The organism is Kitasatospora sp. NPDC002040 (assembly GCF_040296785.1).
Classification (GTDB): Bacteria; Actinomycetota; Actinomycetes; order Streptomycetales; family Streptomycetaceae; genus Kitasatospora.
This window is the reverse complement of sequence record NZ_JBEOXV010000004.1, coordinates 354510-377957: the sequence shown is the minus strand read 5'-3', so window position 1 is coordinate 377957 and position 23448 is coordinate 354510. Positions and strand designations below refer to the sequence as shown.

General features: G+C 73.3%; 21 protein-coding genes and 3 tRNA genes. 22 read left to right on the top strand and 2 right to left on the bottom strand.

Annotation, left to right across the window (positions count from 1 at the left end; genetic code table 11):
* Nucleotides 1-39 precede the first annotated feature (39 nt).
* From ABT118_RS14810 to ABT118_RS14760, 11 genes are all read left to right on the top strand, one after another.
* On the top strand, nucleotides 40-1428 hold the full coding sequence (locus tag ABT118_RS14810) for a hypothetical protein (RefSeq protein WP_350668453.1): 1389 nt from the start codon (nucleotides 40-42) through the stop codon (nucleotides 1426-1428).
* A 122-nt stretch (nucleotides 1429-1550) separates the two neighbouring features.
* Nucleotides 1551-2315 (top strand): TIGR03936 family radical SAM-associated protein, encoded by a 765-nt coding sequence (locus ABT118_RS14805; protein ID WP_350668452.1) that lies wholly within the window; start codon nucleotides 1551-1553, stop codon nucleotides 2313-2315.
* A gap of 419 nt (nucleotides 2316-2734) precedes the next feature.
* Nucleotides 2735-6250, top strand: a complete 3516-nt coding sequence (locus ABT118_RS14800) for an Rne/Rng family ribonuclease (protein WP_350668451.1) — start codon at nucleotides 2735-2737, stop codon at nucleotides 6248-6250.
* Between the two features lie 217 nt (nucleotides 6251-6467).
* On the top strand, nucleotides 6468-6785 hold the full coding sequence (gene rplU / locus ABT118_RS14795) for a 50S ribosomal protein L21 (RefSeq protein WP_184919524.1): 318 nt from the start codon (nucleotides 6468-6470) through the stop codon (nucleotides 6783-6785).
* 12 nt (nucleotides 6786-6797) lie between these two features.
* A complete protein-coding gene (gene rpmA / locus ABT118_RS14790) occupies nucleotides 6798-7055 on the top strand; it encodes a 50S ribosomal protein L27 (RefSeq protein ID WP_057238555.1) in 258 nt (85 codons plus the stop codon).
* 113 nt (nucleotides 7056-7168) lie between these two features.
* On the top strand, nucleotides 7169-8656 hold the full coding sequence (gene obgE, locus ABT118_RS14785; RefSeq protein WP_350668450.1) for a GTPase ObgE: 1488 nt from the start codon (nucleotides 7169-7171) through the stop codon (nucleotides 8654-8656).
* Nucleotides 8657-8791: 135 nt separating this feature from the next.
* Entirely contained in the window at nucleotides 8792-9928 is a 1137-nt protein-coding gene (gene proB / locus ABT118_RS14780) for a glutamate 5-kinase (protein ID WP_350668449.1), read from the top strand.
* Between the two features lie 61 nt (nucleotides 9929-9989).
* On the top strand, nucleotides 9990-10442 hold the full coding sequence (locus tag ABT118_RS14775) for a DUF8830 family protein (protein ID WP_350668448.1): 453 nt from the start codon (nucleotides 9990-9992) through the stop codon (nucleotides 10440-10442).
* Between the two features lie 64 nt (nucleotides 10443-10506).
* On the top strand, nucleotides 10507-11820 hold the full coding sequence (locus ABT118_RS14770; protein ID WP_350668447.1) for a glutamate-5-semialdehyde dehydrogenase: 1314 nt from the start codon (nucleotides 10507-10509) through the stop codon (nucleotides 11818-11820).
* Between the two features lie 96 nt (nucleotides 11821-11916).
* Nucleotides 11917-12498: an SCO2584 family spore wall biosynthesis protein gene (locus tag ABT118_RS14765; protein WP_350668444.1), complete on the top strand. Its 582-nt coding sequence runs from the start codon at nucleotides 11917-11919 to the stop codon at nucleotides 12496-12498.
* A 75-nt stretch (nucleotides 12499-12573) separates the two neighbouring features.
* Nucleotides 12574-13614: an SCO2583 family membrane protein gene (locus tag ABT118_RS14760; protein WP_350668442.1), complete on the top strand. Its 1041-nt coding sequence runs from the start codon at nucleotides 12574-12576 to the stop codon at nucleotides 13612-13614.
* A 157-nt stretch (nucleotides 13615-13771) separates the two neighbouring features.
* On the opposite strand, the gene ABT118_RS14755 is transcribed toward ABT118_RS14760, so the two are convergent.
* Complete coding sequence (locus ABT118_RS14755; RefSeq protein ID WP_350668441.1) at nucleotides 13772-14809, bottom strand: M48 family metallopeptidase; 1038 nt, start codon at nucleotides 14807-14809, stop codon at nucleotides 13772-13774.
* Nucleotides 14810-14992: 183 nt separating this feature from the next.
* Here ABT118_RS14755 and ABT118_RS14750 point away from each other — a divergent pair, with 183 nt between their 5' ends.
* The 8 genes from ABT118_RS14750 (at nucleotide 14993) to ABT118_RS14715 (ending at nucleotide 19257) form a co-directional block, all read left to right on the top strand.
* Nucleotides 14993-15139 carry a hypothetical protein gene (locus ABT118_RS14750; protein ID WP_350668440.1) on the top strand — a complete coding sequence of 49 codons (147 nt, stop codon included), beginning with the start codon at nucleotides 14993-14995 and terminating at the stop codon, nucleotides 15137-15139.
* Between the two features lie 154 nt (nucleotides 15140-15293).
* Nucleotides 15294-15452 (top strand): hypothetical protein, encoded by a 159-nt coding sequence (locus tag ABT118_RS14745; RefSeq protein ID WP_350668439.1) that lies wholly within the window; start codon nucleotides 15294-15296, stop codon nucleotides 15450-15452.
* A 68-nt stretch (nucleotides 15453-15520) separates the two neighbouring features.
* Nucleotides 15521-16150, top strand: coding sequence for a nicotinate-nucleotide adenylyltransferase (nadD, locus tag ABT118_RS14740; protein WP_350668438.1), 630 nt, complete (start codon nucleotides 15521-15523; stop codon nucleotides 16148-16150).
* Nucleotides 16147-17787 (top strand): LytR C-terminal domain-containing protein, encoded by a 1641-nt coding sequence (locus tag ABT118_RS14735; RefSeq protein ID WP_350668437.1) that lies wholly within the window; start codon nucleotides 16147-16149, stop codon nucleotides 17785-17787. The genes nadD and ABT118_RS14735 overlap by 4 nt, the downstream gene beginning before the upstream one ends.
* Before the next feature lie 101 nt (nucleotides 17788-17888).
* A complete protein-coding gene (gene rsfS, locus ABT118_RS14730) occupies nucleotides 17889-18326 on the top strand; it encodes a ribosome silencing factor (RefSeq protein ID WP_350668436.1) in 438 nt (145 codons plus the stop codon).
* Entirely contained in the window at nucleotides 18323-18970 is a 648-nt protein-coding gene (locus ABT118_RS14725) for a histidine phosphatase family protein (protein WP_350668576.1), read from the top strand. Before rsfS ends, ABT118_RS14725 begins: the two co-directional genes overlap by 4 nt.
* Before the next feature lie 102 nt (nucleotides 18971-19072).
* Nucleotides 19073-19145 (top strand) — tRNA-Ala (locus tag ABT118_RS14720).
* 39 nt (nucleotides 19146-19184) lie between these two features.
* Nucleotides 19185-19257 (top strand) — tRNA-Ala (locus ABT118_RS14715).
* Between the two features lie 46 nt (nucleotides 19258-19303).
* On the opposite strand, the gene ABT118_RS14710 is transcribed toward ABT118_RS14715, so the two are convergent.
* Complete coding sequence (locus ABT118_RS14710) at nucleotides 19304-20191, bottom strand: helix-turn-helix transcriptional regulator (protein WP_350668435.1); 888 nt, start codon at nucleotides 20189-20191, stop codon at nucleotides 19304-19306.
* A 96-nt stretch (nucleotides 20192-20287) separates the two neighbouring features.
* Between ABT118_RS14710 and ABT118_RS14705 the strand changes: the two genes are divergently transcribed.
* The 3 genes from ABT118_RS14705 (at nucleotide 20288) to ABT118_RS14695 (ending at nucleotide 23253) form a co-directional block, all read left to right on the top strand.
* The gene (locus ABT118_RS14705; RefSeq protein WP_350668434.1) at nucleotides 20288-21733 is read left to right on the top strand and encodes an MFS transporter; all 1446 of its coding nucleotides are present in this window, start codon (nucleotides 20288-20290) and stop codon (nucleotides 21731-21733) included.
* Between the two features lie 61 nt (nucleotides 21734-21794).
* Nucleotides 21795-21867 (top strand) — tRNA-Ala (locus ABT118_RS14700).
* A gap of 99 nt (nucleotides 21868-21966) precedes the next feature.
* Nucleotides 21967-23253: an NsdA family TPR-like regulatory protein gene (locus ABT118_RS14695; protein WP_350668433.1), complete on the top strand. Its 1287-nt coding sequence runs from the start codon at nucleotides 21967-21969 to the stop codon at nucleotides 23251-23253.
* The last annotated feature ends 195 nt before the right edge of the window (nucleotides 23254-23448 follow it).

Genomic DNA, 23448 nt, shown 5'->3' with positions numbered 1-23448 from the left:
CTGCACGGCAGGGGCCGTCAGGTCATTCAGGGGGAGACGATGGAGCAGCAGGACGACAGACCCGCCGAAGGCTGCCTGGTCGCGGCGGTCCGGATACCGGCCCGGATCCTCGCCTTCGCGGTGGTGCTCCCGGTCCGCTTCGGCTGGGAACTGCTGGTGCTGGCCTGGCGCCCGGTCCGCCGCGTGCTCGACGGGCTCGGCCGGCTGCTCGGTTGGGCCTGCCGCCGGTTGGTGGGGTGGCCGCTGCTGATGCTGTACCGGCACCTGCTCACCCCCCTGGGCCACGCGCTGGTCTGGATCGTCCGGGCCACGTACACCTACCTGTTGGCGCCGCTGGGGCGGGGCGCGGTGGCCGGTGTGCGTGCCCTCGGCCGACTGCTGACCTGGACCGGGAAGGCGCTGTACGGGTACGTGCTGGCGCCGCTCGGGCGGGGCATCGTGGCCGGTCTGCGTGCCCTCGGGCGGCTGCTGAGCTGGACCGGGAAGGTGCTGGAGACGGCCGCGACCGTGCTGGGCGAGGCGCTCGGGTGGGTGATCGGCGTACTCGTGCTGCGGCCGCTGGTGTGGATCGCGGTGCACCTGCTGGCACCGGTCGGCCGGGCCGTGCGGACGGCCCTGGTGGCGACCGAGCGCGGGTTGGTGCGGACCGGCGGTGCGCTGCGGGCGGGTGCGCGTTGGCTGGCCGCCGAACTGGTGGTCCGGCCGGCCGGCTGGTTCGGCCGCCGGGTGCTGCGGCCGGGCGGGCGAGGGCTGTTGGTGGGGCTCTTCGCCGTCGGCGCCGGGCTGGTCCTGACCGGCCGGGGTCTGGGCTGGCTCGGTCGCCACGGTGTGGTCCTGCCGCTGCTCTGGCTGCTGCGGTGGGTCGTGGTGGCGCCGCTGGTGTGGCTCTGGGGGCGGGTGCTGGTCCCGCTGGGTCGTGGTCTGGCGTGGGTGCTGGTCGGGGCGGGCCGGGGCTTGGCATGGGTGCTGACCGCGCTCGGCCGGGGCTTGGCACGGGTGCTGACCGGGATCGGCCGGGGGCTGGTGGCGCTGGTCTCCGCCGTCGGCCGGGCGCTGGCCTGGCTGGGCCGGTACCTGGTGGCGGTCCCGCTGGTGTGGCTCTGGCGCCGGGTGCTGGTCCCGCTCGGGCAGGCGCTGGTGCAGGTGGCGTTCGGGTGCGGCCGGGCGTTGGTGTGGCTGGTGCGGCACCTGGTGCTGCGGCCGCTCGGATGGGTGTGGCGGATGCTGCTGTACCCGGTGCTGCGGACGGTCGGTCAGCTCCTCGCCCGGGCCTGGCACTTGGCCGGGCGGGTGTGGCGGTTCCTGGTGCTGCGGCCGTGCCGCTGGCTGCGCCGGGACGTGTGGTGGCCGGTCAAGGAGGAACTGCGCCGGGCCTGGGCGTCCACCCGGGAGGCGGTCCGGGAGGCCAGGCGGACGTTGCTGGGTTGAGCAGGCCGTACCCTTGAGCCTGACAGAGTCCGGCCGGAGCCCAGTGGCCGGACCGGCCCACTGACTAAGGACTGAGCGACCTGGCACGCCGTACGCCTGACGGTCCGCCGCCCGCGCCGACGGTGCAGCGCATCCGTCTCCGGTACACCAAGCGCGGCCGTCTGCGCTTCACCAGCCACCGTGACTTCCAGCGGGCGTTCGAGCGCGCGCTCCGCCGTTCGGCGGTCCCGATGGCGTACTCGGCGGGATTCACCCCGCACCCGAAGGTCTCGTACGCCAACGCCGCCCCGACCGGGGTGGCCAGCGAGGCCGAGTACCTGGAGATCGGCCTGGCCGAGATCCGCGACCCCGAGGCGCTGCGCGCCCAGCTCGACGAGTCGCTGCCGGACGGCCTGGACATCATCGACGCCGTCGAGGTCCGCACCCCGAACTTCGTGGAGCGGCTGGAAGCCTCCGAGTGGAAGGTCCGATTGGACCAGGTCACGCCCGAGGAGGCGGGGCGCGCGATCGCGCTCTTCCTGGCCGCCGAACAGGTCGAGGTGCAGCGCCAGACCAAGAACGGCGTCCGGGTCTTCGACGCGCGCGGAGCGGTCGCGGCCCTCGAACTCCTTCCGCCGCAGGTCGGCGATGGTAACGAGACCGGTACGGACGGTACCGCCGATGTTCGTACCACCAATCCCTGTGCGATACTGCGGCTGGTAGTACGACACGCCACACCCGCCGTACGACCCGACGACGTTTTGTCCGGTCTCCGTGCAACGGCCGACCTGGCGCCGCCGGTCCCCGCTGAGGTGACCAGGCTGGCGCAGGGGCCGCTCGACGAGGAGACCGGCACGGTGACCGACCCGCTGGCGCTCGACCGCGCCGCGGCCCCGGCCGGCCTCTGAAGGCCGCCGGGCCGCGCGCACCTGCGTCCGCCTAGCGGGAGGAGGGCCGGCCCGGTCTCCGGGCCCGACCCCTTCTGGCCGCCGCGTCTCCCCAGGGGAGCGAGCGCCGTCGAACGCAGGCCAGCCCCTTGTGGCCCGCCGCCCCGGATGGGCGGTGGGCCCGAGGACCCCTCCGGCAGCCATCCGGGACGGGGGTCGGCACCGGCCCGGAAAACTTGAAGACTGGTCAGAACCAGAAGACTTTCGACACCCCGCACTGTGCGGGGCGCCGAGCGAGACTACGAGCCCCTGTGCGGCATCGGCGTCCCGCACGGCGACGCCGTGGAGGTCGGCCCGCGAAGCTCGCGACCGACCGGAACCAGCGGCGTCGCGCCGTGCCCGGATGCGGAGCCCGGGGGCCTGACGGGAGATCCACCCGCATGCTCGAGAACGAGAACAACGAACCGCAGCAGGCCGCGGCAGACGACAGCGCCGCTCCGCCGCGCCGTCGCCGCCGCGCGGTGTCCCGCCCGGCGGGTACGCCGCAGGGCGCGGCCGGCGAGACCGCCGAGACGGTGCTGCCGGCCGAGGTGCACGAGGCCCCGGCCGAGCCGGCCGCCGCCGAGGAGCCCGCCCCGGAGAAGCCCGTCCGGGCCCGCCGTGCCCGCAAGCGGGTCGAGTCGCCGGCCGGTGCGCCGGAGGCCGTCGAGATCGTCACCGAGGCCCCGGCCGAGCCGGTGGCCGCCGAGGAGCCCGCGCCGGAGAAGCCCGTCCGGGCCCGCCGCACCCGCAAGCGCGCCGAGGCCGCGCCGGTCGAGGCCGTCGCCGTCGAGGAGCCGGTGGCCGTGGTCGAGGAGACCCCCGCCGCGGTCGAGGAGGCCCCGGTCGAGGAGGCCGCTCCCGCCCGCCGCCCCCGCCGTCGCCGGGTGGTCGAGGCCGCCCCGGTGGTGGCCGAGGAGCCGGTGGTCGAGGAGGAGCCCGAGGCGCCGGTCGAGGAGGCCCCGGTCGCCGTCATCGCCGTCGTGGTCGAGGAGCCCGCCGCGGTGGTCGAGGACGCCGCGCCGCCGCGTGCCCGCCGTCGGGCGGTCCGCCCGTCCACCGCGATCTTCCAGGCCCCGGTCTTCCAGGAGCCCGCGCCCTACGTCGCCCCGGCCGCTCCCGCCGCCGTGAGCGCCCCGGTCGCCGCCCCGGTCCAGGCCCCCGCGCCCGCCGCCGCCCCGGTCGCCGCTCCGGCCGCGACCCAGGAGGAGGACGAGTTCGAGTACAGCGGCGTCGGCCGCCGCCGCCGGACCCGCCAGCAGGTCCGGGTGCAGACCCCCTCGCGGCAGAGCCGCCAGGAGGCCAGGCAGCAGCAGGAGGACCGTCGGCAGGAGGCCCGCCAGCAGGAGGCGCGCCAGGAGCAGCCGAAGGTGGAGCAGCCGCGCCAGGAGCAGCCCGCCCGCGAGGCCGTGAAGGCCGAGGCCCCGGCCGCCGTCGAGGAGGCCCCGGTCGAGGTGGCCGCGGGCCCCGAGGCCGAGGGCGAGTGGGAGGACGACCGTCCGTCCCGCCGTCGCCGTCGCGGTGGCCGTCGCCGCCGTCGCGGTGAGGCCGAGGAGTTCGAGGGCGAGCAGGGTGCCGCGGAGCCGGTCGCCGCTGCTGCCGCCGAGGAGCCGGACGAGGACGTCGAGGAGGACGACGAGGACGACCTGGCCGGTGGCCTGGCCTCGTCCCGCCGTCGCCGCCGCCGTCGCCGTCGCAGCGGTGACGCCGCCGGTGGTGTCGAGGTGGTCGCCGAGACCAACGAGGACGGCGTTCGAACCGTCGTCAAGGTCCGGGAGCCGCGCCGCCGTTCGACCGAGCCGGCGTTCGACCCGGACGAGGTGCAGTCCATCAAGGGCTCGACCCGCCTGGAGGCCAAGAAGCAGCGCCGCCGCGAGGGCCGCGAGCTGGGCCGCCGCCGGGTGCCGATCATCACCGAGGCCGAGTTCCTGGCCCGCCGCGAGTCGGTCGAGCGGGTCATGGTGGTCCGTCAGAACGGCCTGCGCACCCAGATCGGTGTCCTCGAGGACAACGTGCTGGTCGAGCACTACGTGAACAAGGAGCAGGCCACCTCGTACGTCGGCAACGTCTACCTGGGCAAGGTCCAGAACGTGCTGCCGTCGATGGAGGCCGCCTTCGTCGACATCGGCAAGGGCCGCAACGCGGTGCTGTACGCCGGTGAGGTCAACTTCGGCGCCATGGGCCACGGCGGCCCGCGCCGGATCGAGTCGGTGCTCAAGTCCGGCCAGTCCGTGCTGGTCCAGGTCTCCAAGGACCCGATCGGCCACAAGGGCGCCCGCCTGACCAGCCAGATCTCGCTGCCCGGCCGCTACCTGGTCTACGTGCCCGAGGGCTCGATGACCGGCATCAGCCGCAAGCTCCCGGAGAACGAGCGCGCGCGCCTCAAGCAGATCCTCAAGAAGATCGTCCCGGACGACGCGGGCGTGATCGTGCGCACCGCCGCCGAGGGCGCCAGCGAGGACGAGCTGACCCGCGACGTGCAGCGCCTGCAGGCGCAGTGGGAGGAGATCCAGAAGAAGGCCACCTCCGGCAACGCCCCGGCGCTGCTCTACGGCGAGCCGGACATGACCGTCCGGGTCGTCCGCGACATCTTCAACGAGGACTTCACCAAGGTCATCGTCTCCGGCTCCGAGGCGTGGAACACCATCCACGAGTACGTCACCAACGTGGCGCCGGACCTGACCGAGCGGCTGCAGCGGTGGACCTCGGACGTGGACGTGTTCGCGACCTACCGGATCGACGAGCAGCTGATGAAGGCGCTGGACCGCAAGGTCTGGCTGCCGAGCGGCGGTTCGCTGGTGATCGACCGGACCGAGGCGATGATCGTCGTCGACGTCAACACCGGCAAGTTCGTCGGCCAGGGCGGCAACCTGGAAGAGACCGTCACCCGGAACAACATCGAGGCGGCCGAGGAGATCGTCCGTCAGCTGCGGCTCCGTGACCTCGGCGGCATCATCGTGATCGACTTCATCGACATGGTGCTGGAGTCCAACCGGGACCTGGTGCTGCGCCGACTGCTGGAGTGCCTGGGCCGGGACCGGACCAAGCACCAGGTGGCCGAGGTCACCTCGCTCGGCCTGGTGCAGATGACCCGCAAGCGGGTCGGCCAGGGCCTGCTGGAGTCCTTCTCCGAGTCCTGCGTGCACTGCAACGGCCGCGGCGTGATCGTCCACATGGAGCAGCCCACCTCGGTGGGCGGCGGCGGTGGCCCGGTCGGCACCTCCGGCGAGGCCGCTGCGGCGGCCGGCTCCAAGCGTCGTCGCCGGGGTAAGGGCGGTACCTCGCAGGAGGAGTCGGCCCTGGTCACCGGGACGACCGAGGACGAGCACGACCACGAGGAGTTCGAGCTGGTCGAGCACGGCGCCGAGCAGCTGGAGATCGCGGTCCCGGTCGCCGAGCCGGTGGCCGAGGCCGTCGTCGTCGAGGAGCCGGTCGCTCCGGTCGTCGAGGAGCAGCCCGCCGCGCAGGTCGACCTGGTCGAGATCCCGGCCGCCCCCGCCGCCCCGGCGGGCCGTACCCGCCGCCGTGCGGTGCGCAAGGCGACCGCTCCGGCCGGTGCGCCGGGCGAGGCCGAGATCGTGGTGCTGCAGGCCCGGGCCGAGGCCGCGATGGAGGCCGCGCTGACGGCCGCCGCCGTGGTCGAGGAGCCGGTGGCCGAGCCCGAGCCGGTGGTCGAGGCCGTGGTCGAGGCGCCGGTCGCCGAGGAGCCCGCCGCCGAGGTCCCGGACGAGGCTCCGGCCGAGGAGGAGCCCGCGCCGAAGAAGCGCGCGGCCCGCAAGGCTCCGGCCAAGAAGGCAGTCGCGGCCAAGAAGACCACGGCTGCGAAGAAGACCACCGCCCGCAAGACCGCCACCAAGCGGACCAGCGCGGCGGCCAAGAAGGCCGCGGCCGCCGAGGGTGATTCGGCGGCTGAGTAAGCCCTGGTGCCGGGGCGGTTGTTCGAACCGCCCCGGTGCCGGTAGGGCCCGGTTTGCCCAAGTGGGGGCCGGTCCGTATTCTTGACCCTTGGCGTGTCTAGCGCCGCGCTCCCGAGCACATCACCTCTCGAAACTCGTTTCGGGGGAGGCCACTTGTGTCCGTACCCAGGTGGCTGGCATCGAGAGTTCCGATCGAGTTAGAGAAAGCAGGTACCGCATGTACGCGATCGTTCGCGCAGGCGGCCGCCAGCACAAGGTCGCCGTCGGCGACGTGCTGGAGATTGACCGTGTTGACGTCAAGCCGGGTGACTCGGTGGAGCTCTCGACCATCCTGGTCGTCGACGGTGACGATGTCACCTCCGACCCGTGGGTCCTCGCCGGCGTGAAGGCTCACGCCGAGGTGGTCGACCACACCAAGGGTGAGAAGATCATCATCCTGCGCTACAAGAACAAGACCGGTTACCGTCGCCGCCAGGGCCACCGTCAGCGCCACACCGCTGTCCGGATCACCAGCATCGACTCCGTCAGCAAGTAAGGGGATAGCGAGATGGCACACAAGAAGGGCGCAAGCTCTACCCGGAACGGCCGTGACTCGAACGCCCAGCGCCTCGGCGTGAAGCGCTTCGGTGGTCAGGTCGTCAGCGCCGGCGAGATCCTGGTCCGCCAGCGTGGCACCCACTTCCACCCGGGTGCGGGCGTCGGTCGCGGTGGCGACGACACCCTGTTCGCGCTGAACGCCGGTGCGGTGCAGTTCGGCACCCACCGCGGTCGTCGCGTTGTGAACATCGTGGCCGTCGAGGCCTGATTTCTGGCCTAGCGTCGGAACTCACATGGAGGGTGGGCCGGAATTTTCCGGTCCACCCTCCATGCTTTGAAGTAGGCATACCTGTTTTTCCCTTGCATCTGGAGGCACACCCCATGACCACCTTCGTGGACCGCGTCGAACTGCATGTCGCCGCGGGTAACGGAGGCCACGGCTGCGCCTCCGTTCACCGGGAGAAGTTCAAGCCCCTCGGCGGACCCGACGGCGGCAACGGCGGTGAGGGCGGCAGTGTGATCCTCATGGTCGACGCCCAGGTCACCACCCTGCTCGAGTACCACCACTCGCCCAAGCGCAAGGCCACCAACGGCAAGCCGGGCGCGGGCGGCCACCGCACCGGTTCCACCGGTGGCGACCTGGTGCTGCCGGTGCCGGACGGCACCGTGGTGATGGACCGTCAGGGCAACGTGCTGGCGGACCTGGTCGGCCACGGCACCAGCTTCATCGCGGCGGCCGGCGGCCGCGGCGGTCTGGGCAACTCGGCGCTCTCCTCGGCCCGCCGCAAGGCCCCCGGCTTCGCGCTGCTCGGCGAGCCGGGCGAGGCCCGCGACATCGTGATGGAGCTCAAGTCCGTCGCCGACGTCGCGCTGGTCGGTTACCCGAGCGCGGGCAAGTCCTCGCTCATCTCGGTGATTTCGGCCGCCAAGCCGAAGATCGCCGACTACCCCTTCACCACCCTGATCCCCAACCTCGGCGTGGTCACCGCGGGCGAGACGGTCTACACCGTCGCCGACGTCCCCGGCCTGATCCCGGGCGCCAGCCAGGGCCGCGGTCTGGGCCTGGAGTTCCTGCGCCACGTCGAGCGCTGCACCGTCCTGGTGCACGTGCTGGACTGCGCCACCCTGGAGCCGGGCCGCGACCCGGTCACCGACCTGGAGACGATCGAGGCCGAGCTGTCCCAGTACGGCGGCCTGGACGACCGGCCGCGACTGGTCGCGCTGAACAAGATCGACGTGCCGGACGGCCAGGACATCGCCGACCTGACCCGGGCCTCGCTGGAGGAGCTCGGCTACCGCGTCTTCGAGGTCTCCGCCGCCTCCCGCGCGGGCCTGCGCGAGCTGAACTACGCGATGGCGCAGATCGTCGCCGAGGCACGGGCCGCCAAGCCGGTCCAGGAGGCCACCCGGATCGTGCTGCGGCCGACCGCCGTGGACGACGCCGGCTTCACCGTCACCGAGGAGGACGGCGCGTACCGCGTCCGCGGCCTCAAGCCCGAGCGCTGGGTCCGCCAGACCGACTTCTCCAACGACGAGGCGGTCGGCTACCTCGCCGACCGGCTCGCCCGCCTCGGGGTCGAGGACCAGCTCTGGAAGGTCGGCGCCACCGAGGGCGACACCGTCATCATCGGCCCGGACGAGAACGCCGTGGTCTTCGACTGGGAGCCGACCCTGGCCGCCGGCGCCGAGATGCTCGGCCGCCGTGGCGAGGACCACCGCCTCGACACCCAGCGCCCCGCGCTGGACCGCCGCCGCGACAAGCAGAAGCTGCGCGACTCGGCCGAGGACGAGTTCCTCGCCTTCGAGGCGCTCTCCAGCAAGCGCCCGGCGGCGCTGGACACCGAGGACCTCAGCGACGACGACGAGTAGTCCGGCCCGGCTTCGCAGGGGCGCAGCGGTTCCGCTGCGCCCCTGCGGCGTGTCCACGGGGTGAAAGGGCGGCGGGGGCGACGGTGCGGATCGCGTAGATTACGACCCGTCGATTCTCGTGTGGAGGCAGCCCCGATGACGGACCAGACCCTGCGTCAGGAGGTCCTGACCGCACGCCGCATCGTGGTCAAGGTCGGCTCCTCCTCGCTCACCACCGCCGCCGGCGGGCTCGACGCGGACCGGGTGGACGCCCTGGTCGACGCCCTGGCCAAGGCCCGCACCCAGCCGGGCGCCCCCGAGATCGTGCTGGTCTCCTCCGGGGCGATCGCGGCCGGCCTGGCCCCGCTCGGGCTGGACCGCCGCCCGCACGACCTGGCCCGTCAGCAGGCCGCCGCCAGCGTCGGCCAGGGGCTCCTGGTGGCCCGGTACACCGCCTCGTTCGCCCGGTACGGCGTCCGGGTCGGCCAGGTGCTGCTGACGGCCGAGGACGCCAGCCGCCGGGTGCACTACCGCAACGCCTACCGCACGCTGGACCAGCTGCTGGCGATGGGCGCGATGCCGATCGTCAACGAGAACGACACCGTCGCCACCGCCGAGATCAAGTTCGGCGACAACGACCGGCTGGCGGCGCTGGTGGCCCACCTGGTCCGGGCCGACCTGCTGGTGCTGCTCTCCGACGTGGACGGCCTGTACAACGGCGACCCGAGCAAGCCCGGCACCACCCGGATCGACCAGGTGCGCGGCCCGCAGGACCTGGACGGGATCGAGATCGGCAGCGCGGGCAAGGCCGGTGTCGGAACCGGCGGCATGGTCACCAAGGTGGAGGCCGCCCGGATCGCCACCGGCGCGGGCATCCCGGTGGTGCTGACCGCCGCCAGCCAGGCCGCCGACGCGCTGGCGGGCCGTCAGACCGGCACCCTGTTCCTGCGCACCGGCAGCCGTTCGGCCGACCGGCTGCTCTGGCTGGAGCACGCCAGCAGCCCGCGCGGTGCCCTCCAGCTGGACCCGGGCGCGGTCGAGGCGGTGGTCTCCGGCGGCAAGTCGCTGCTGCCGGCCGGGGTGACCCGGGTCGACGGGGACTTCGCCGCCGGTGATCCGGTGGACCTTCTTGGCGAAAACGGCCACATCGTGGCCCGTGGGCTGGTCAACTTTGATGCGAGGGAGTTGCCCCGTCTGCTCGGCCGTTCCACCAGGGAGCTGGCCCAGGAGCTCGGTGCCGCGTACGAACGCGAGGTCATCCACCGCGACGACCTGGTCATCCTGCGCGGCTGACGGGCCGGACCCGAGGCCGCCGCAGCGGCCACGCACAACGTCGCCGAACAGGAGGCCGCCGGTGGGACGAAGGCTGACCAGCATCGACGGCGGCCGGGGCGAACAGGTACCCGAAGAACCCCGGGCCTCCGTACGCCAGTTGCACGACCGGGCCGAGCTCCCCGAGGAGGAGCAGCCCCGGCTCTGGCACGTCGTGCTGAGCGTCGCGGGCAAGGTCACCCCGCTGGCCGAGCTGCGGGCCGGGCTCGAACAGCTGGCCCACGACCACTCGTTCTTCCTGACGGCCCGTTACGCGGCCGACCACGCGGAGATCCGGTACTGGGAGCAGGCCCGCGACCTGCACGACGCCGCCGCGATCGCGCTCCGGCTCTGGGGCGAGCACAAGAGCTCGGCGAACTTACCGCCGTGGGAGATCGTCGGCCTCGAAGTGGTGGACCGCCCGACCTACCACAAGCGGATCGCCGAGGGCTTCGGCGACCCGCCCCCGCACCTGGGCGGGGTGCACCCCTACTAGGAGGGGTGTCTCAGCGACCGATCAGCGGCGCCGGGCGGGGCGGTGCAGTCGCTACCCTGGCCGCATGACCAGCGACCAGACCACCGACAGCCCCGTCCTCGCCGTCGCGCGCCGTGCCCGTGAGGCGGCCGCCGTGCTCGCCCCACTGCCGCGCCGGGCCAAGGACACCGGGCTGCTGGCGATCGCCGACGCGCTGCTCGCCCGGGCCGGGGAGATCACCGCGGCCAACGCCGAGGACGTGGCGAAGGCCCGCGCGGCCGGCACCGCCGAGTCGGTGATCGACCGGCTCACGCTGACCGACGAGCGGATCGCGGCGATCGCCGCCGACGTCCGCTCGGTGGTCGGCCTGCCCGACCCGGTCGGCGAGGTGCTGCGCGGCTACACCCTGCCGAACGGGCTCGACGTCCGCCAGGTCCGGGTCCCGCTCGGCGTGGTGGGCATCATCTACGAGGCCCGTCCCAACGTCACCGTGGACGCCGCGGCACTCTGCCTGAAGTCCGGCAACGCCGTCCTGCTGCGCGGCTCGGCCTCCGCCTACCGCTCCAACACCGCCCTGGTCGGCGTGCTCAGGGACGCAGTGGCGGCGGCGGGTCTGCCGGCCGACGTGATCCAGCTGGTGCCCGGCGAGAGCCGCGACTCGGTGCAGGAGCTGATGCGGGCCCGCGGCCTGGTCGACGTGCTGATCCCGCGCGGCGGCGCCGCGCTGATCAGGACCGTGGTCGAGGGCTCCACCGTGCCGGTGATCGAGACCGGCACCGGCAACTGCCACGTCTACGTGGACGCCGAGACCGACCTGGCGATGGCGGTCGGCATCCTGCTGAACTCCAAGGCCCAGCGGGTCAGCGTCTGCAACACCGCCGAGACCCTGCTGGTGCACCAGGACGTCGCGGAGGCCTTCCTCCCGCTCGCGCTGGCCGCGCTGGCCGAGGCCGGGGTGACCGTGCACGGCGACGACGCGGTGCTCAAGGCCGCCGAGGGCTCGGCCGTCACTGCGGTGCCGGCCACCCAGGAGGACTGGGAGACCGAGTACCTCTCGTACGACATCGCCGCCGCCGTGGTGCCCTCGCTGGACGCGGCGGTCGCGCACATCCGCCGCTGGTCCTCCGGCCACACCGAGGCGATCGTGACGACCTCTCAGGCCGCCGCCCGCCGCTTCACCCAGCTCGTCGACTCGACCACGGTCGCGGTCAACGCCTCGACCCGGTTCACCGATGGGGGTGAGTTCGGCTTCGGCGCCGAGATCGGCATCTCCACCCAGAAGCTGCACGCCCGGGGGCCGATGGGCCTGCCCGAGCTGACCTCGACCAAGTACATCGTCACCGGTGACGGCCACATCCGGGGCGGTGCTACGCCGACCGTGGGTGGTACGAACGGCTGACGCCGTCCCACCGGCGACCGGCGCTCCGGCGGCCGACTCCCGGATGAACCAGCGGGACCCACAGACAAAACCCCGGCCCGGTAATACATTGAATCCGTGGCTGAGGACGTGGGGGGCTCGCCGTACTCCGACGGCGCCGACCACGGTGGAGCGGACGACGAGTTCGCCACCGTGGTCCTTGACGAGGCATTCATCCGCTCCGCCGCCGTGCGCGAGCCGAGCGCCGAGGAGCGGCAACTGGCCGCCGCCGAGGCCAGGTTCGAGCCCGACACGGCGGCGCTCGGCCGGTCCCTGGAGTTCACCGCGACGGACGGGCTGCCGCTGGAGCTGCGCCCGCACCCGAGCGGCCAGGACGACGACCGGCTCTACACCGACCCCTGGTCCGGCACCGGCGCCGCCCGGCGTACGCGCTGGGGCAGGTCGGACGGCTACGACCCGGGGCGCGCGCCCGGCGGCCGGCAGGTCGCCCAGCAGCGCTGGCACCGCCCGGTCGCCTGGGTGCTCGCGGTGGTGATGGGCGTCAGCGTGGTGGCCGTCGCGGTGGCCGCCATCTACCGCGGCACGGGCGGCGGGGAGCAGCCGGCCAGCCGCCCCGAGACCGGTACTCGCACCAGCGGGGCACCGCCACGCGGTGAAACCTCGCAGGCGCCGCCGGTGACCGTTCCGATCAGCCGCTGAGCCCTTCACCGGCTGCCACGAAGAAGTTACGCACAGCCTCTCGTGGCGCGCCAACACCGGCTCTACCCTTGAGTCATGGGTGACCCGGTCGAGCCTCCGGAGGGTACGCCCGACGGTGGTTCCGGTAACGAGGACGAGTACCGATCCGTCGTTTTCGACGAGTCGTTCGTCCGGGCTGCCCGGATCCAGGAGCTCTCGGCCCGGGAGCGACTGGGTGCCAACCACCCTCGTGCGGTGCGCAGACGCGGCCTGTTCGGCACCCTGTCCCGGCAGGCGCTGGCCCTGCTGCTCCTGGTGGTGCTGGCCTTCGCGGCCGCGGTGTACTTCGGGGTGTCCTCGCCCCCGCCGCAGTCCGGGCACCCGAGCGGCAGCCAACTGACCGTCAGCCTGGTGGCGCTGGTCCCGGGTTCGCCCGTCACGCCGGTGGCCGATCCGGCCGCCCCGTTCGCCGCACTGCCCGCCACCTACCGGGACGGCGTGGTCGGGCTCGGCACCCCCGGGGGCTCGGCCACTCTGCACTTCACCCGGGCCGACGTGGTCCGGGCCCTCGACGTGGTGCAGCGGTACCTGAGCGTCTCCTCGCTCACCCCGGCCACCCTGACCGGGGGCGGGACGGCGGACGCCCGCCGGCTGGTCACCTCCGGGCAGCAGGCCCAGTACGACCGGAGCATGACCGCCCCCAGCGACGACCAGCACCACGAGGCCACCGGCTGGCTGGTCCGCTTCGACCCGGCCAAGGTGGCGCTGGCGGCGGACACCGTGAAGGCGGTCGGCGCGATGCGGATCGACGAGGCGGACGAGGGCGTGCTGGAGATCGACACCGACCACACCTTCGTCTACGCGCTCCGGTCCGCCGACGCACCGTCCGGGCCGGTCACCCTGTTCACGGTGCGGCGGGCGCTCCGGTTCGAGTTCGACCGGGCCGACCTCGCCGCAGGGCGCCTGCGGCTGGTCGACTCCGTCACCCAGGCCGGGCCCACCCCCTGCGGCAGCCGCCTCGCCGCCCACCTGCAGCCCATGCTCACCGGCACCGCCGCCCCGGCCGTCACCGACCCCGGCGACCACGCCCGCCCGGCCTGGGCCCTGTGCGCACCGCTCGGCCAGGCAAGCGGCTAGGGGCTCGGGGAACGGTGACGCTTCGTGGCGGGCGGGGCCACGGGCGAAGGTGCCCGGCCATGCACGCAGCGGTGACCTCGTCCGAGGTCGGCGTCGCTGTTCCCCGAGCCCCTGGGCCGTTGTCGGCTGAGCTGCTCGGCTGAGCTGCGGAGAGCGGTTACTCGCCGGAGCTGCGCGGTCCCGTGAAGGTGTCGCGGAGCTTGCCGCCGACGGTGGCCGCGCCGCCGGCGACGTCGCGGATCAGGCCCATCAGCGGGTCCTTGGTCTCCTTCATCGACTTGGAGTAGGAGTCCGCCGCCGCCTTCCACTGCTCGCCGACCGAGGTGTCCGGGTCGTCGGCCCGGCGCGGGTAGGCCCCGGCCAGGATGGAGCGGTAGTCGTCGCTGTCGGCCCACTTCTTCAGCTGCGCGACCCGGACCACCGCGAAGGGGTGGGTCTGCGGGAGCACCTGGAGCAGCTTGAGCACGCCGTCCCGCAGGTCGCCGGCCCGGTCGTACTCCTCGGCCTGCTCCAGGAAGGCGTCGACGTTCATCTCGGCCAGGTTGTGTCCGCCGGCCAGCTTCATCAGGCCGCGCATCGAGGCCTGCAGGTCCTGACCGGCCAGCAGACCGGCCCGGTCGCAGGAGAGTTCGGCCTTGCGGAACCACTCCTTGAGCGCGGTGATCACGGCGGTGATGGCCAGCGTGCCGAGCGGGATCCAGGCGATCCGGGTGGCGATGTTGGTGAGGATCAGCAGCATCGTCCGGTAGACCGCGTGGCCGGACATGGCGTGGCCGACCTCGTGGCCGATCACGGCCCGGAGCTCCTCCTCGTCCAGCAGGTCGACCAGACCGCTGGTGACCACGATGATCGGGGCGTCCATCCCGATGCACATCGCGTTCACCGTCGGGTCCTGGGTCACGTACAGGTCGGGGACCTGCTCCAGGTCCAGGATGTAGGCGGCGTCCCGCACCATCGCGTGCAGCTCCGGGAACTGACGCTCCGACGTGCGTACGGCGGTGGCCAGGAACATCAGCCGGACGCTGCGCTCGGAGACCAGCCCGGCCAGCTTCTTCAGGATCTCGTCGAAGCCGGACAGCTTCCGCAGCGCGACCAGCGCCGAGCGGTCGGCGGGGTGCTCCCAGGCCCGGGTGGAGATCCCGGGGAAGCGCTCACGGCGGCGGCTCGGCGTGTTGTCCTTGGTCAGGTCCGTCATGTGCTGAGTACCTCCTGCTCGACGCCGGCACCGGCTCTGCCCGGCCCCCGCTGCTGTTCGCTACAACGTCCGTTCGCGTGTACTCGTCCCCGCCGGACACAGTACGCCCGGGGGTCCGGTCCGATGTCCGGTACGTCCGGGTCTACGCTGGGGCCGACCCGACGGACCGAGGAGAGACCGCTGATGAACGCCGCCACCTTTGCCCAACTGGCCGGACCGGTCTCCAACGAGCCGGGTCCGGGGATGTTCCTGCGGATCGTGCTGATCGGTTCGGTGGTCGGCGTGGGCCTCCTGGTCTGGGTGCTGGCCCGGGCGGGCCGCAACAACTGACGGCACGTCCCGGACCGGTCGGCGGGGCCCCACGCGGAGTCAGACGCGGTGGGGCGGCGCGCGGTTGCGGACACCGCCCCCGTACGATGAGCGCGCAGGCCGCAGTGGCCCGCGCCCCTGGTCCCCTCACCGAGTCGAGAAGGTCCTGCCGACCATGAGCACTTCTGCACTGCCCCTCCTGACCAAGCTGGCCGAAGGCGCCTCCGAGGGCGGCAACCACGACAGCCTGAGCCCGTACCTCACCGGTGGTGCCGGCCTGGGCATCCTGCTGCTGCTGCTCTGGATCACCACCCGGTTCAACCGCGACCGCTGAGCAGACGTGCATCCGGCGGCCGGGCGGGCTTGCCCGGCCGCAATCCGGTTCGCGTAAGGTGTGGCGGCATGGGACAGCAGGCCGAGACCCCCGGAGTGCGGGCACGCAAGCGCCTCGGCGTGATGGGTGGCACTTTCGACCCGATCCACCACGGGCACCTGGTCGCCGCCAGTGAGGTGGCGAGCGCGTTCCACCTCGACGAGGTGGTCTTCGTGCCGACCGGGCAGCCGTGGCAGAAGAGCGACCGGGTGGTCACGCCGGCCGAGGACCGTTACCTGATGACGGTCATCGCCACGGCGGAGAACCCGCAGTTCTCGGTCAGCCGGATCGACATCGACCGGCAGGGCCCCACCTACACCGTGGACACCCTGCGCGACCTGCGGGCGCTGCACCCGGACGCGGACCTCTTCTTCATCACCGGCGCCGACGCGCTCTCCCAGATCCTGTCCTGGCGGGACTCCGAGGAGCTGTTCTCACTGGCGCACTTCATCGGCTGCACCCGGCCCGGCCACGTGCTGTCCGACGCGGGCCTGCCGGTCGGCGGGGTCTCGCTGGTCGAGGTGCCCGCCCTGGCGATCTCCTCGACCGACTGCCGGATCCGCGTCGCCAAGGGCGACCCGGTCTGGTACCTCGTCCCGGACGGTGTGGTCCGGTACATCCACAAGCGGGCGCTGTACGCGCGGGGAGGTACGGCGTGACGGGTCCCGAGGAGCGCGGCAACCAGGAGTGGTACCCGCAGGAGCCCTACCAGGAGTACCAGCCGCCGCAGCCGCAGCAGCAGGTCCAGTACGACGCGTACGGGCAGCCGCAGCAGTACGTCCAGGACCCGTACCAGCAGCAGTACTACCAGCCGCAGCAGCCGCAGCCCGAGGTCTACTACGACGCGTACGGGCAGCCGCAGCAGTACGTCCAGGACCCGTACCGGCAGCAGCCGCAGCAGGAGTACCGCCCGCCGGCTCCGCCCGCGCCGCCGGTGGCCCCGGTGCTGCCCGTCCAGCCGGTCCGGCCCCCGGCCGAGCCGCCGGCGGCCGCCGCGCCGCCCGCTCCGCGCAGGCCCGCGGCTCCGGCCGCCCCGGCGGCGGACTACCCGACCGGTGAGTTCACCTTCGTGGACGAGGAGGCGGAGCAGACCGAGGACGTCATCGACTGGCTGAAGTTCGCCGAGTCCCGCAGCGAGCGCCGGGACGAGCGGCGCCGCAGGCTGCGCAACCGCCTGGTCGGCGGGCTGCTCGCGCTGGTGCTGGTCGCCGGCGGTACGGCAGGCTACCTCTGGTGGCAGGGCCGCGGTGGCGACGGCGCGGCGGCCCAGGCGGCCGGCGGCCGGACGGTGAACGTGGTGCACCTGCGCGACCTGCAGGGCAAGGTGAGCAGCGCGCTGCTGGTGAACGACCAGTCGGGCCAGAAGGCCTCGGTGCTGCTGCTGCCCGACACCCTCAAGCTGCCGGGTTCGGGGATCACCGCCACCGAGCAGCTCGGCAAGTCGCTGGACGCGGCCGGCGCCTCCGGCACCCGCGAGGGCCTGACCACGGTGCTGGGCGCCCCGATCGGCGGCACCTGGCGGCTGGACACCCCGTACCTGCGGCTGCTGGTGGCCCAGCTCGGCGGCATCAAGGTGGACACCAACGCCGTGGTGCGCGAGGGCAACCTGCCCGGCGGCAAGGAGCTGGCCCCGGTCGGCAAGGACGTCACGCTGAGCGCGGTGGCCGCGGTGGCGTACGCCACCTACCAGGCGCCCGGCGAGAGCACCGACGCGCAGCTGGCCCGGTTCGGGCAGGTGCTGACCGGCGTGCTCAAGGTGATGCCCACGGATCTGAAGGAAGCCCAGGACGTGGTGCACCGGGTCGGCGCCGTGCCCGACCCCTCGCTGCCCGAGGCGGCCCTGGCCGGGGTGCTGGTCCAGCTGGCCCAGCTCACCAAGGGCGGCCACCTGGCCACCAGTGCGCTGACCGTGCAGCCGGACGGGACGCTGGACGACGCCACCGCGGGCAAGCAGGTGAAGGACGTGCTCGGCGGCACGGTGAAGAACGCGCAGTCGGTCGCGGGCCGGAGCACCCGGGTCACGCTGCAGAACGCCGTCGGCAACGACGACGTGGCCGCCACGGCGACCGCCCTGGTCACCAACTCCGGCCTGGAGCTGCTGCCCGGCATCGGCAAGGTCGCGGTCCAGCCGCTCAGTGAGATCCGGTACACCGACGACGCCAAGCTGCCGACCGCCCAGCAGCTGGCGCTCACGCTGGGGCTCAAGGACACCGCGGTGAAGAAGGTCACCGCCGCCCAGAACGCGGACCTCGTGGTGGTGCTGGGCAAGGACTACCAGCCCCCCAAGGCGCAGTAGCGGCACCGCAGCGCGCCCGGGCCCCGGTCGGTCGACCGGGGCCCGGGCGCGTTCGTGAGATCCTGGAAGGCGAATCTCATACGACGAGCCGGAAGAACACCGTGACTGCCACCGAGCACAGCCAGGAACTCATCAACGTCGCCGCCCAGGCGGCGGCCGACAAGCTGGCCCACGACATCATCGCCTTCGACGTCAGCGAGGTGTTGGCGATCACCGACGCCTTCCTGATCGCCTCGGCGAACAACGACCGCCAGGTGAAGTCGATCGCCGAGGAGATCGAGGAGCAGCTGCGCGAGCAGCTGGACATCAAGCCCGTCCGCCGCGAGGGCGAGCGCGAGGGCCGCTGGATCCTGCTGGACTACCTGGACATCGTGGTGCACGTCCAGCACTCCGAGGAGCGCTCCTTCTACTCCCTCGACCGCCTGTGGAAGGACTGCCCCGAGCTGCCGGTGCCGGCCGACGCGCTGGCCACCCGCAACCGCCCGGAGAACGCCGTCACCGATGCCGCGGGCAACGTGATCTCCGAGGACGAGAGCTGAGCGGCAAGGCGCGGGGTCCGCGCATCGTCTTCTGGCGGCACGGCCAGACCTCCTGGAACCTCGAGTCGCGGTTCCAGGGCAGCACCGACATCGAGCTGACCGATCAGGGCGTCTTCCAGGCGCAGCGGGCGGCCAAGCTGCTCTCCGGTCTGCGGCCCGACCTGCTGATCTCCTCCGACCTCAAGCGCGCCCGGCGGACCGCCGAGGAGCTGGCCCGGGTCACCGGCCTTGAGGTGGACCACCACGAGGGCCTGCGGGAGACCTACGCGGGTGACTGGCAGGGCCTGACCAACCAGGAGATCCGGGCCCGCTTCCCGGAGCAGTACGACGCCTGGGCGATGGGCGAGCCGGTCCGGCGCGGCGGCGGCGAGCTGAGCACCGAGGTGGCGGACCGGTCCGTCCCGGTGGTGCTGGCCGCGGTGGAGAAGCTCCCGGAGGACGGCACGCTGGTCGTGGTCAGCCACGGCGGGACGATCCGCACCATGCTCGGCCGGCTGCTCGACCTGGAGCCGACCCAGTGGGAGCGCTTCGGCGGACTCTCCAACTGCTGCTGGTCGGTGCTCGGCCAGGGCGCGCGCGGCTGGCGGCTGCTGGAGCACAACGCGGGCACGCTGCCGCAGCCGGTGATCGGCGACGAGACCTGAGCGGGGCCCGGATTTCGCAGTTCCGGCCCTGACCAGCTAGAGTCTTCCTCGTTCGCAGGAAAGAACGCAGGCCGGAAGGCAGGCGGGAAGTCCTCCGGGTGCGGGGCTGTAGCTCAGTTGGTAGAGCGCTTGCATGGCATGCAAGAGGTCCGGAGTTCGATTCTCCGTAGCTCCACTCCGCTTCGGCGGTCCGTGACAGGACCGTGCGGCACGCGGGGCTGTAGCTCAGTTGGTAGAGCGCTTGCATGGCATGCAAGAGGTCCGGAGTTCAATTCTCCGTAGCTCCACAACACACCGAAGGCCGTCTCCCCCAGGGGAGGCGGCCTTCGGTCGTCACTGGTGCCGGTGGTCGGCCGGCGGAGTGTCCGGGTGGGCGGCCAGCCACTCCAGCGCGGTCCGGTCCTCCGGGCGCTCCGGGGTGTAGACCACCAGGTACGCCTCGGGCGTGCTCGGCATGGTCAGGTACGAGGCCCGGAAGCGCAGGTCGCCGACCGCCGCGTGCCGGAACACCTTGAGCGAGTTCCGCGGCGGCGCCACCTCCTGACGGGCCCACAGCTCGCGGAACTCCGGGCTGGCCGCCGCCAGGTCCCGGATGTACTCCTCCCAGGCGGGCTCCCCGAGGTGCCGTCCGTACGCGCCGCGCAGCACCCCGACCATCCGGGGCAGCTCGGTGTCCCGGTTCAGGAACGGGTTGCAGCAGGGCGGCACGGTGAAGGCGCACCACATGCTGTTCCGCCGCCCGCCCGGCGTCCTGGGTCGGGTCGCGCCGGGGAACAGGGTGTCGTAGGCGGTGTTGTGCGCCAGCAGGTCGTAGCGGCCGTTGCAGACGGCGGCCGGCAGCGGGTTGAGCTGGTCCAGGATCAGGTGGGTGCCCGGGTCGAGGGCGGCCGCGGCCGGGTCGGCCGCCCGCACCGCGTTGATCCCGGCCAGCCGGAACAGGTGCTCGCGTTCGGTGCCGTCCAGCCGCAGCGCCCTGGCCACTGCCTCCAGCACCTGTTCGCTGGCGTTGATCGGCCGTCCCTGCTCCAGCCACGTGTACCAGGTGACCCCGACCCCGGCGAGCTGCGCCAGCTCCTCCCGGCGCAGGCCGGGGGTGCGGCGGCGCGGGCCGGGCGGCAGCCCGACCGCCTTCGGGGTGATCCGGCCCCGGCAGGCGCGCAGGAAGGCGGCCAGCTCGGGGCGGCGTCGGTCGGCGGCGGTCCGTTCGTCGAGCACGGTCATGCCCCCATCCTGACGGATCGTCGGGAGCCGGGTGCTGCCGGTACCAGGATCGGCAGGCTCTAACCACCAGTACCCGCCTGCCGTCAGGCTGGCGGCATGACGGACCTTCAGACCCCTGCCGCCGCCGTGGCCCCGGCCCCCGCTCCGACCCGCCCCGGGCTGCTGCTCGCCCTCGTGCTGCTGGGCCAGTTCATGGCCCTGCTGGACGTCTCCATCGTCAACGTCGCGGTGCCGAGCATCCGGACCGACCTGGGGGCCTCGGGCGCAGCCCTGCAACTGGTGGTGGCGGGCTACACCATCGCGTACGCGGTGCTGCTGATCACCGGTGCCAGGCTCGGGGCCCGGCACGGGTACAGCAGGCTGTTCCGGCTGGGGCTGGCCGCGTTCACGCTCGCCTCGCTGGCCTGCGGGCTGGCACCGGGCACCGGCTGGCTGATCGGCTTCCGGGTGTTCCAGGGCGCGGGGGCGGCGCTGATGGTGCCTCAGGTGATGAGCCTGGTCCAGCGGACCTTCACCGGGGCGGCCCGGGTCAGGGCGCTCGGGCTGTATTCGGCGGTGCTGGCGGGCGGGATGGCGGTCGGGCAGGTGCTCGGCGGGGTGCTGGTGAACGCCGACCTGTTCGGGGCGGGATGGCGGCCGGTCTTCCTGGTGAACGTGCCGATCGGGCTGGCGCTGCTGGTCGGCAGCCGCCGACTGCTGCCGGTGCTGCCGGGGGACCGCAGCCGCCGCTTCGACCTGGTCGGCCTGGTGGTGCTGGCGGCCGCGCTCGGTCTGCTGGTGGTGCCGCTGGTGCTCGGCCACGAGCTGGGCTGGCCGGTGTGGGGCTGGGTGCTGCTGGCGGGCAGTGCCGTGCTGTTCGGGGTGTTCGTCGTGGTCGAGCGCCGGATCGCGGCCCGGGGCGGCCAGCCGCTGGTGCCCGGCCGGGTGCTGCGGGCGCCGGGGCTGCTGCCCGCCGCCGGGGCGATCTTCCTGATCATGGCGGCCTTCGCCGGCTTCATGTTCAGCTTCGCCCTGCACCAGCAGGCCGGGCTCGGCTACGGCGCGCTGCGGGCCGGGCTGCTCTCCGCCCCGGTGGCGGTCGCCTTCGGGCTCTCCAGCCTGCACTGGCAGCGGCTGCCCAAGCGCCTGCACCGGCGGCTGCCGCCGCTGGCGCTGGGCGCCACGGCCGGGGCGTACCTGGTCTTCGGCGCGCTGGTGAGCGGCGGCGCGGACATCGGCTTCGGCGCCGAGCTGGTGCTCACCGCGGGCGGCCTGGCGGTCGGCTGCGCGTACAGCCCGCTGTTCGGCGCCGCCCTCGGCCGGGTCGACCCGGCCGACGCGGCGGACGGCAGCGGCGTCATGGTGACGGTGATCCAGCTCGGCCAGGTGGTCGGGGTGGCGCTGCTCGGCACCCTCTTCCTCGGCCGGGCCTCGCTGCCCGCCCCGCCCGCCGAGTCCGGCCGGGCGCTGCTGGTGACGGTCTCGGTGATCGCGTCGGCCTTCGCGCTGGCCGCCCTCTTCGCGCTCCGCACCCGTCGGGCGACGGCGGCCGGAAGGGATTAGGGGAGTAGGCCGGGGAGCGTGTAAAGTTAGCGACGTCGCCGGGGGAAACGCCGGATGACGCGGGGCTGTAGCTCAGTTGGTAGAGCGCTTGCATGGCATGCAAGAGGTCCGGAGTTCAATTCTCCGTAGCTCCACAATCGGTGAAGAGGGCCCCTCCCGGGATCGGGAGGGGCCCTCTTCCGTTTCGGGGGTTCCCTGCCCGGTGTTCGAGGCGGCCCGATACCGTCGGTGCCATGGCCGACCTGGAGCGCAGAAGGAACGAGGAGCTGGCCCGCATCCTGCACCAGCTCGGCTGGAGCCCGGAGCGGCTGGCCCGCGAGCTCAACGCCGTCCTGCCGCCCGCGCTGGCGATCAGTTCCACCGCCCCGTACAAGTGGCGCGACCGGGGCATGGTCCCGCGCAGCCCGCACGACCAGACGGTCTGCGAGGTGCTCAGCCGCACGGTCGGCATCGCGGTGACGTACGAGCAGCTCTGGGGTCAGATGGGCAGCGGCCGGGGCGCCAAGATCCTCTCGCCGCGGCTGCTCACCGACCCGTGGACCGCCGACACCGCCCAGACCGCGCTACGCGAGGCGGGCGCGGACGCCGCCCCGGTCCGGCTCACCGACCTGTTCCGGGGCGACGAGCTCCAGCAGGCCGCCCGGCACTGGGCCTCCCCGGCGCCCGAACTGACCGGCGGCGAGGGTGCGCTGCGGATAGCTCCCGAGCAGCTCGCCGACCTGCGGCTCAGCTACGACAGCAAGCAGCGGCTGGAGCGGGCGTACGGCGGCGGGCTGATCCTCGACCTGGCCAAGGCCGAACTCGCGATGATCGGCAAGCTGCTGGAGCTCGGCGCGTACGACGAGCTGCTCGGCCGCGAGCTGTACGGCGCGGCCAGCAGGCTGGCCCGGCTGGTCGGCTGGGCCAACTACGACCTGGGCAACGACGCGGCCGCCCAGCGGGCCTTCGTCGCCGCGCTGCGGGCCGCACACGTCTCGGGCGACCCCCGGCTCGGGGTCGGCGTGGTCGGCTGCCTGGCCGTGCAGGCCACCCACAACTCGGGCGGGCGGGGGCTGGACGCGGTCGCCATGCTCTCCACCGCGCTGCGGGCGGCGGACGAGGTCCTGACGCCCCGTGAGCGGGCGCTCCAGCTCGGCCGGATCGCCCGGGCGCACGGCCGCAAGGGCGAGCAGATCAGTGCCGAGGCGGTCGCGGAGCGGGCGTTCCAGGCGCTGGAGGGCGACCAGGAGCACGTCCAGGAGCGGGCCGACCTGGAGGGCATGGTGGGGGAGGGCTTCCTCTTCCTCGGCGACCACGAGCGGGCCCAGCAGCTGCTGGCCGGCGCGATCGCGGTGCTGGCGCCCGAACGGGCCCGGGCCAAGGCGCTGCTGATGGTCCGACTGGCGGACTCCTACCTGCGCACCGGCGACCGCGAGGCGGCCGACCGGATCGCCGACGAGGCCCGCGCCCTGGCCGCCGGCATGCAGTCGGCGCGGGTCGCGCGGGCGCTGCGCGAGTTCGACGCCTCGGCCAGGGGCTAACGTCAGGGGACTGCGGCCGCCCGGCCCCGTTCCCACTCCTCCTGCGGTGGGCGCCGCCCGCGCGGCGGAACCGCACCTCGGCCGGGCCTCGGACCCCGGTCCGCCGGGCGTCCGGCGAAAAGGTGCAGCGGGCGCCGCAGGCGGGTGCGGTACCCTGTGGCCATGCGAACCGTGCGCCTGCTTCTTAGCCGGCCG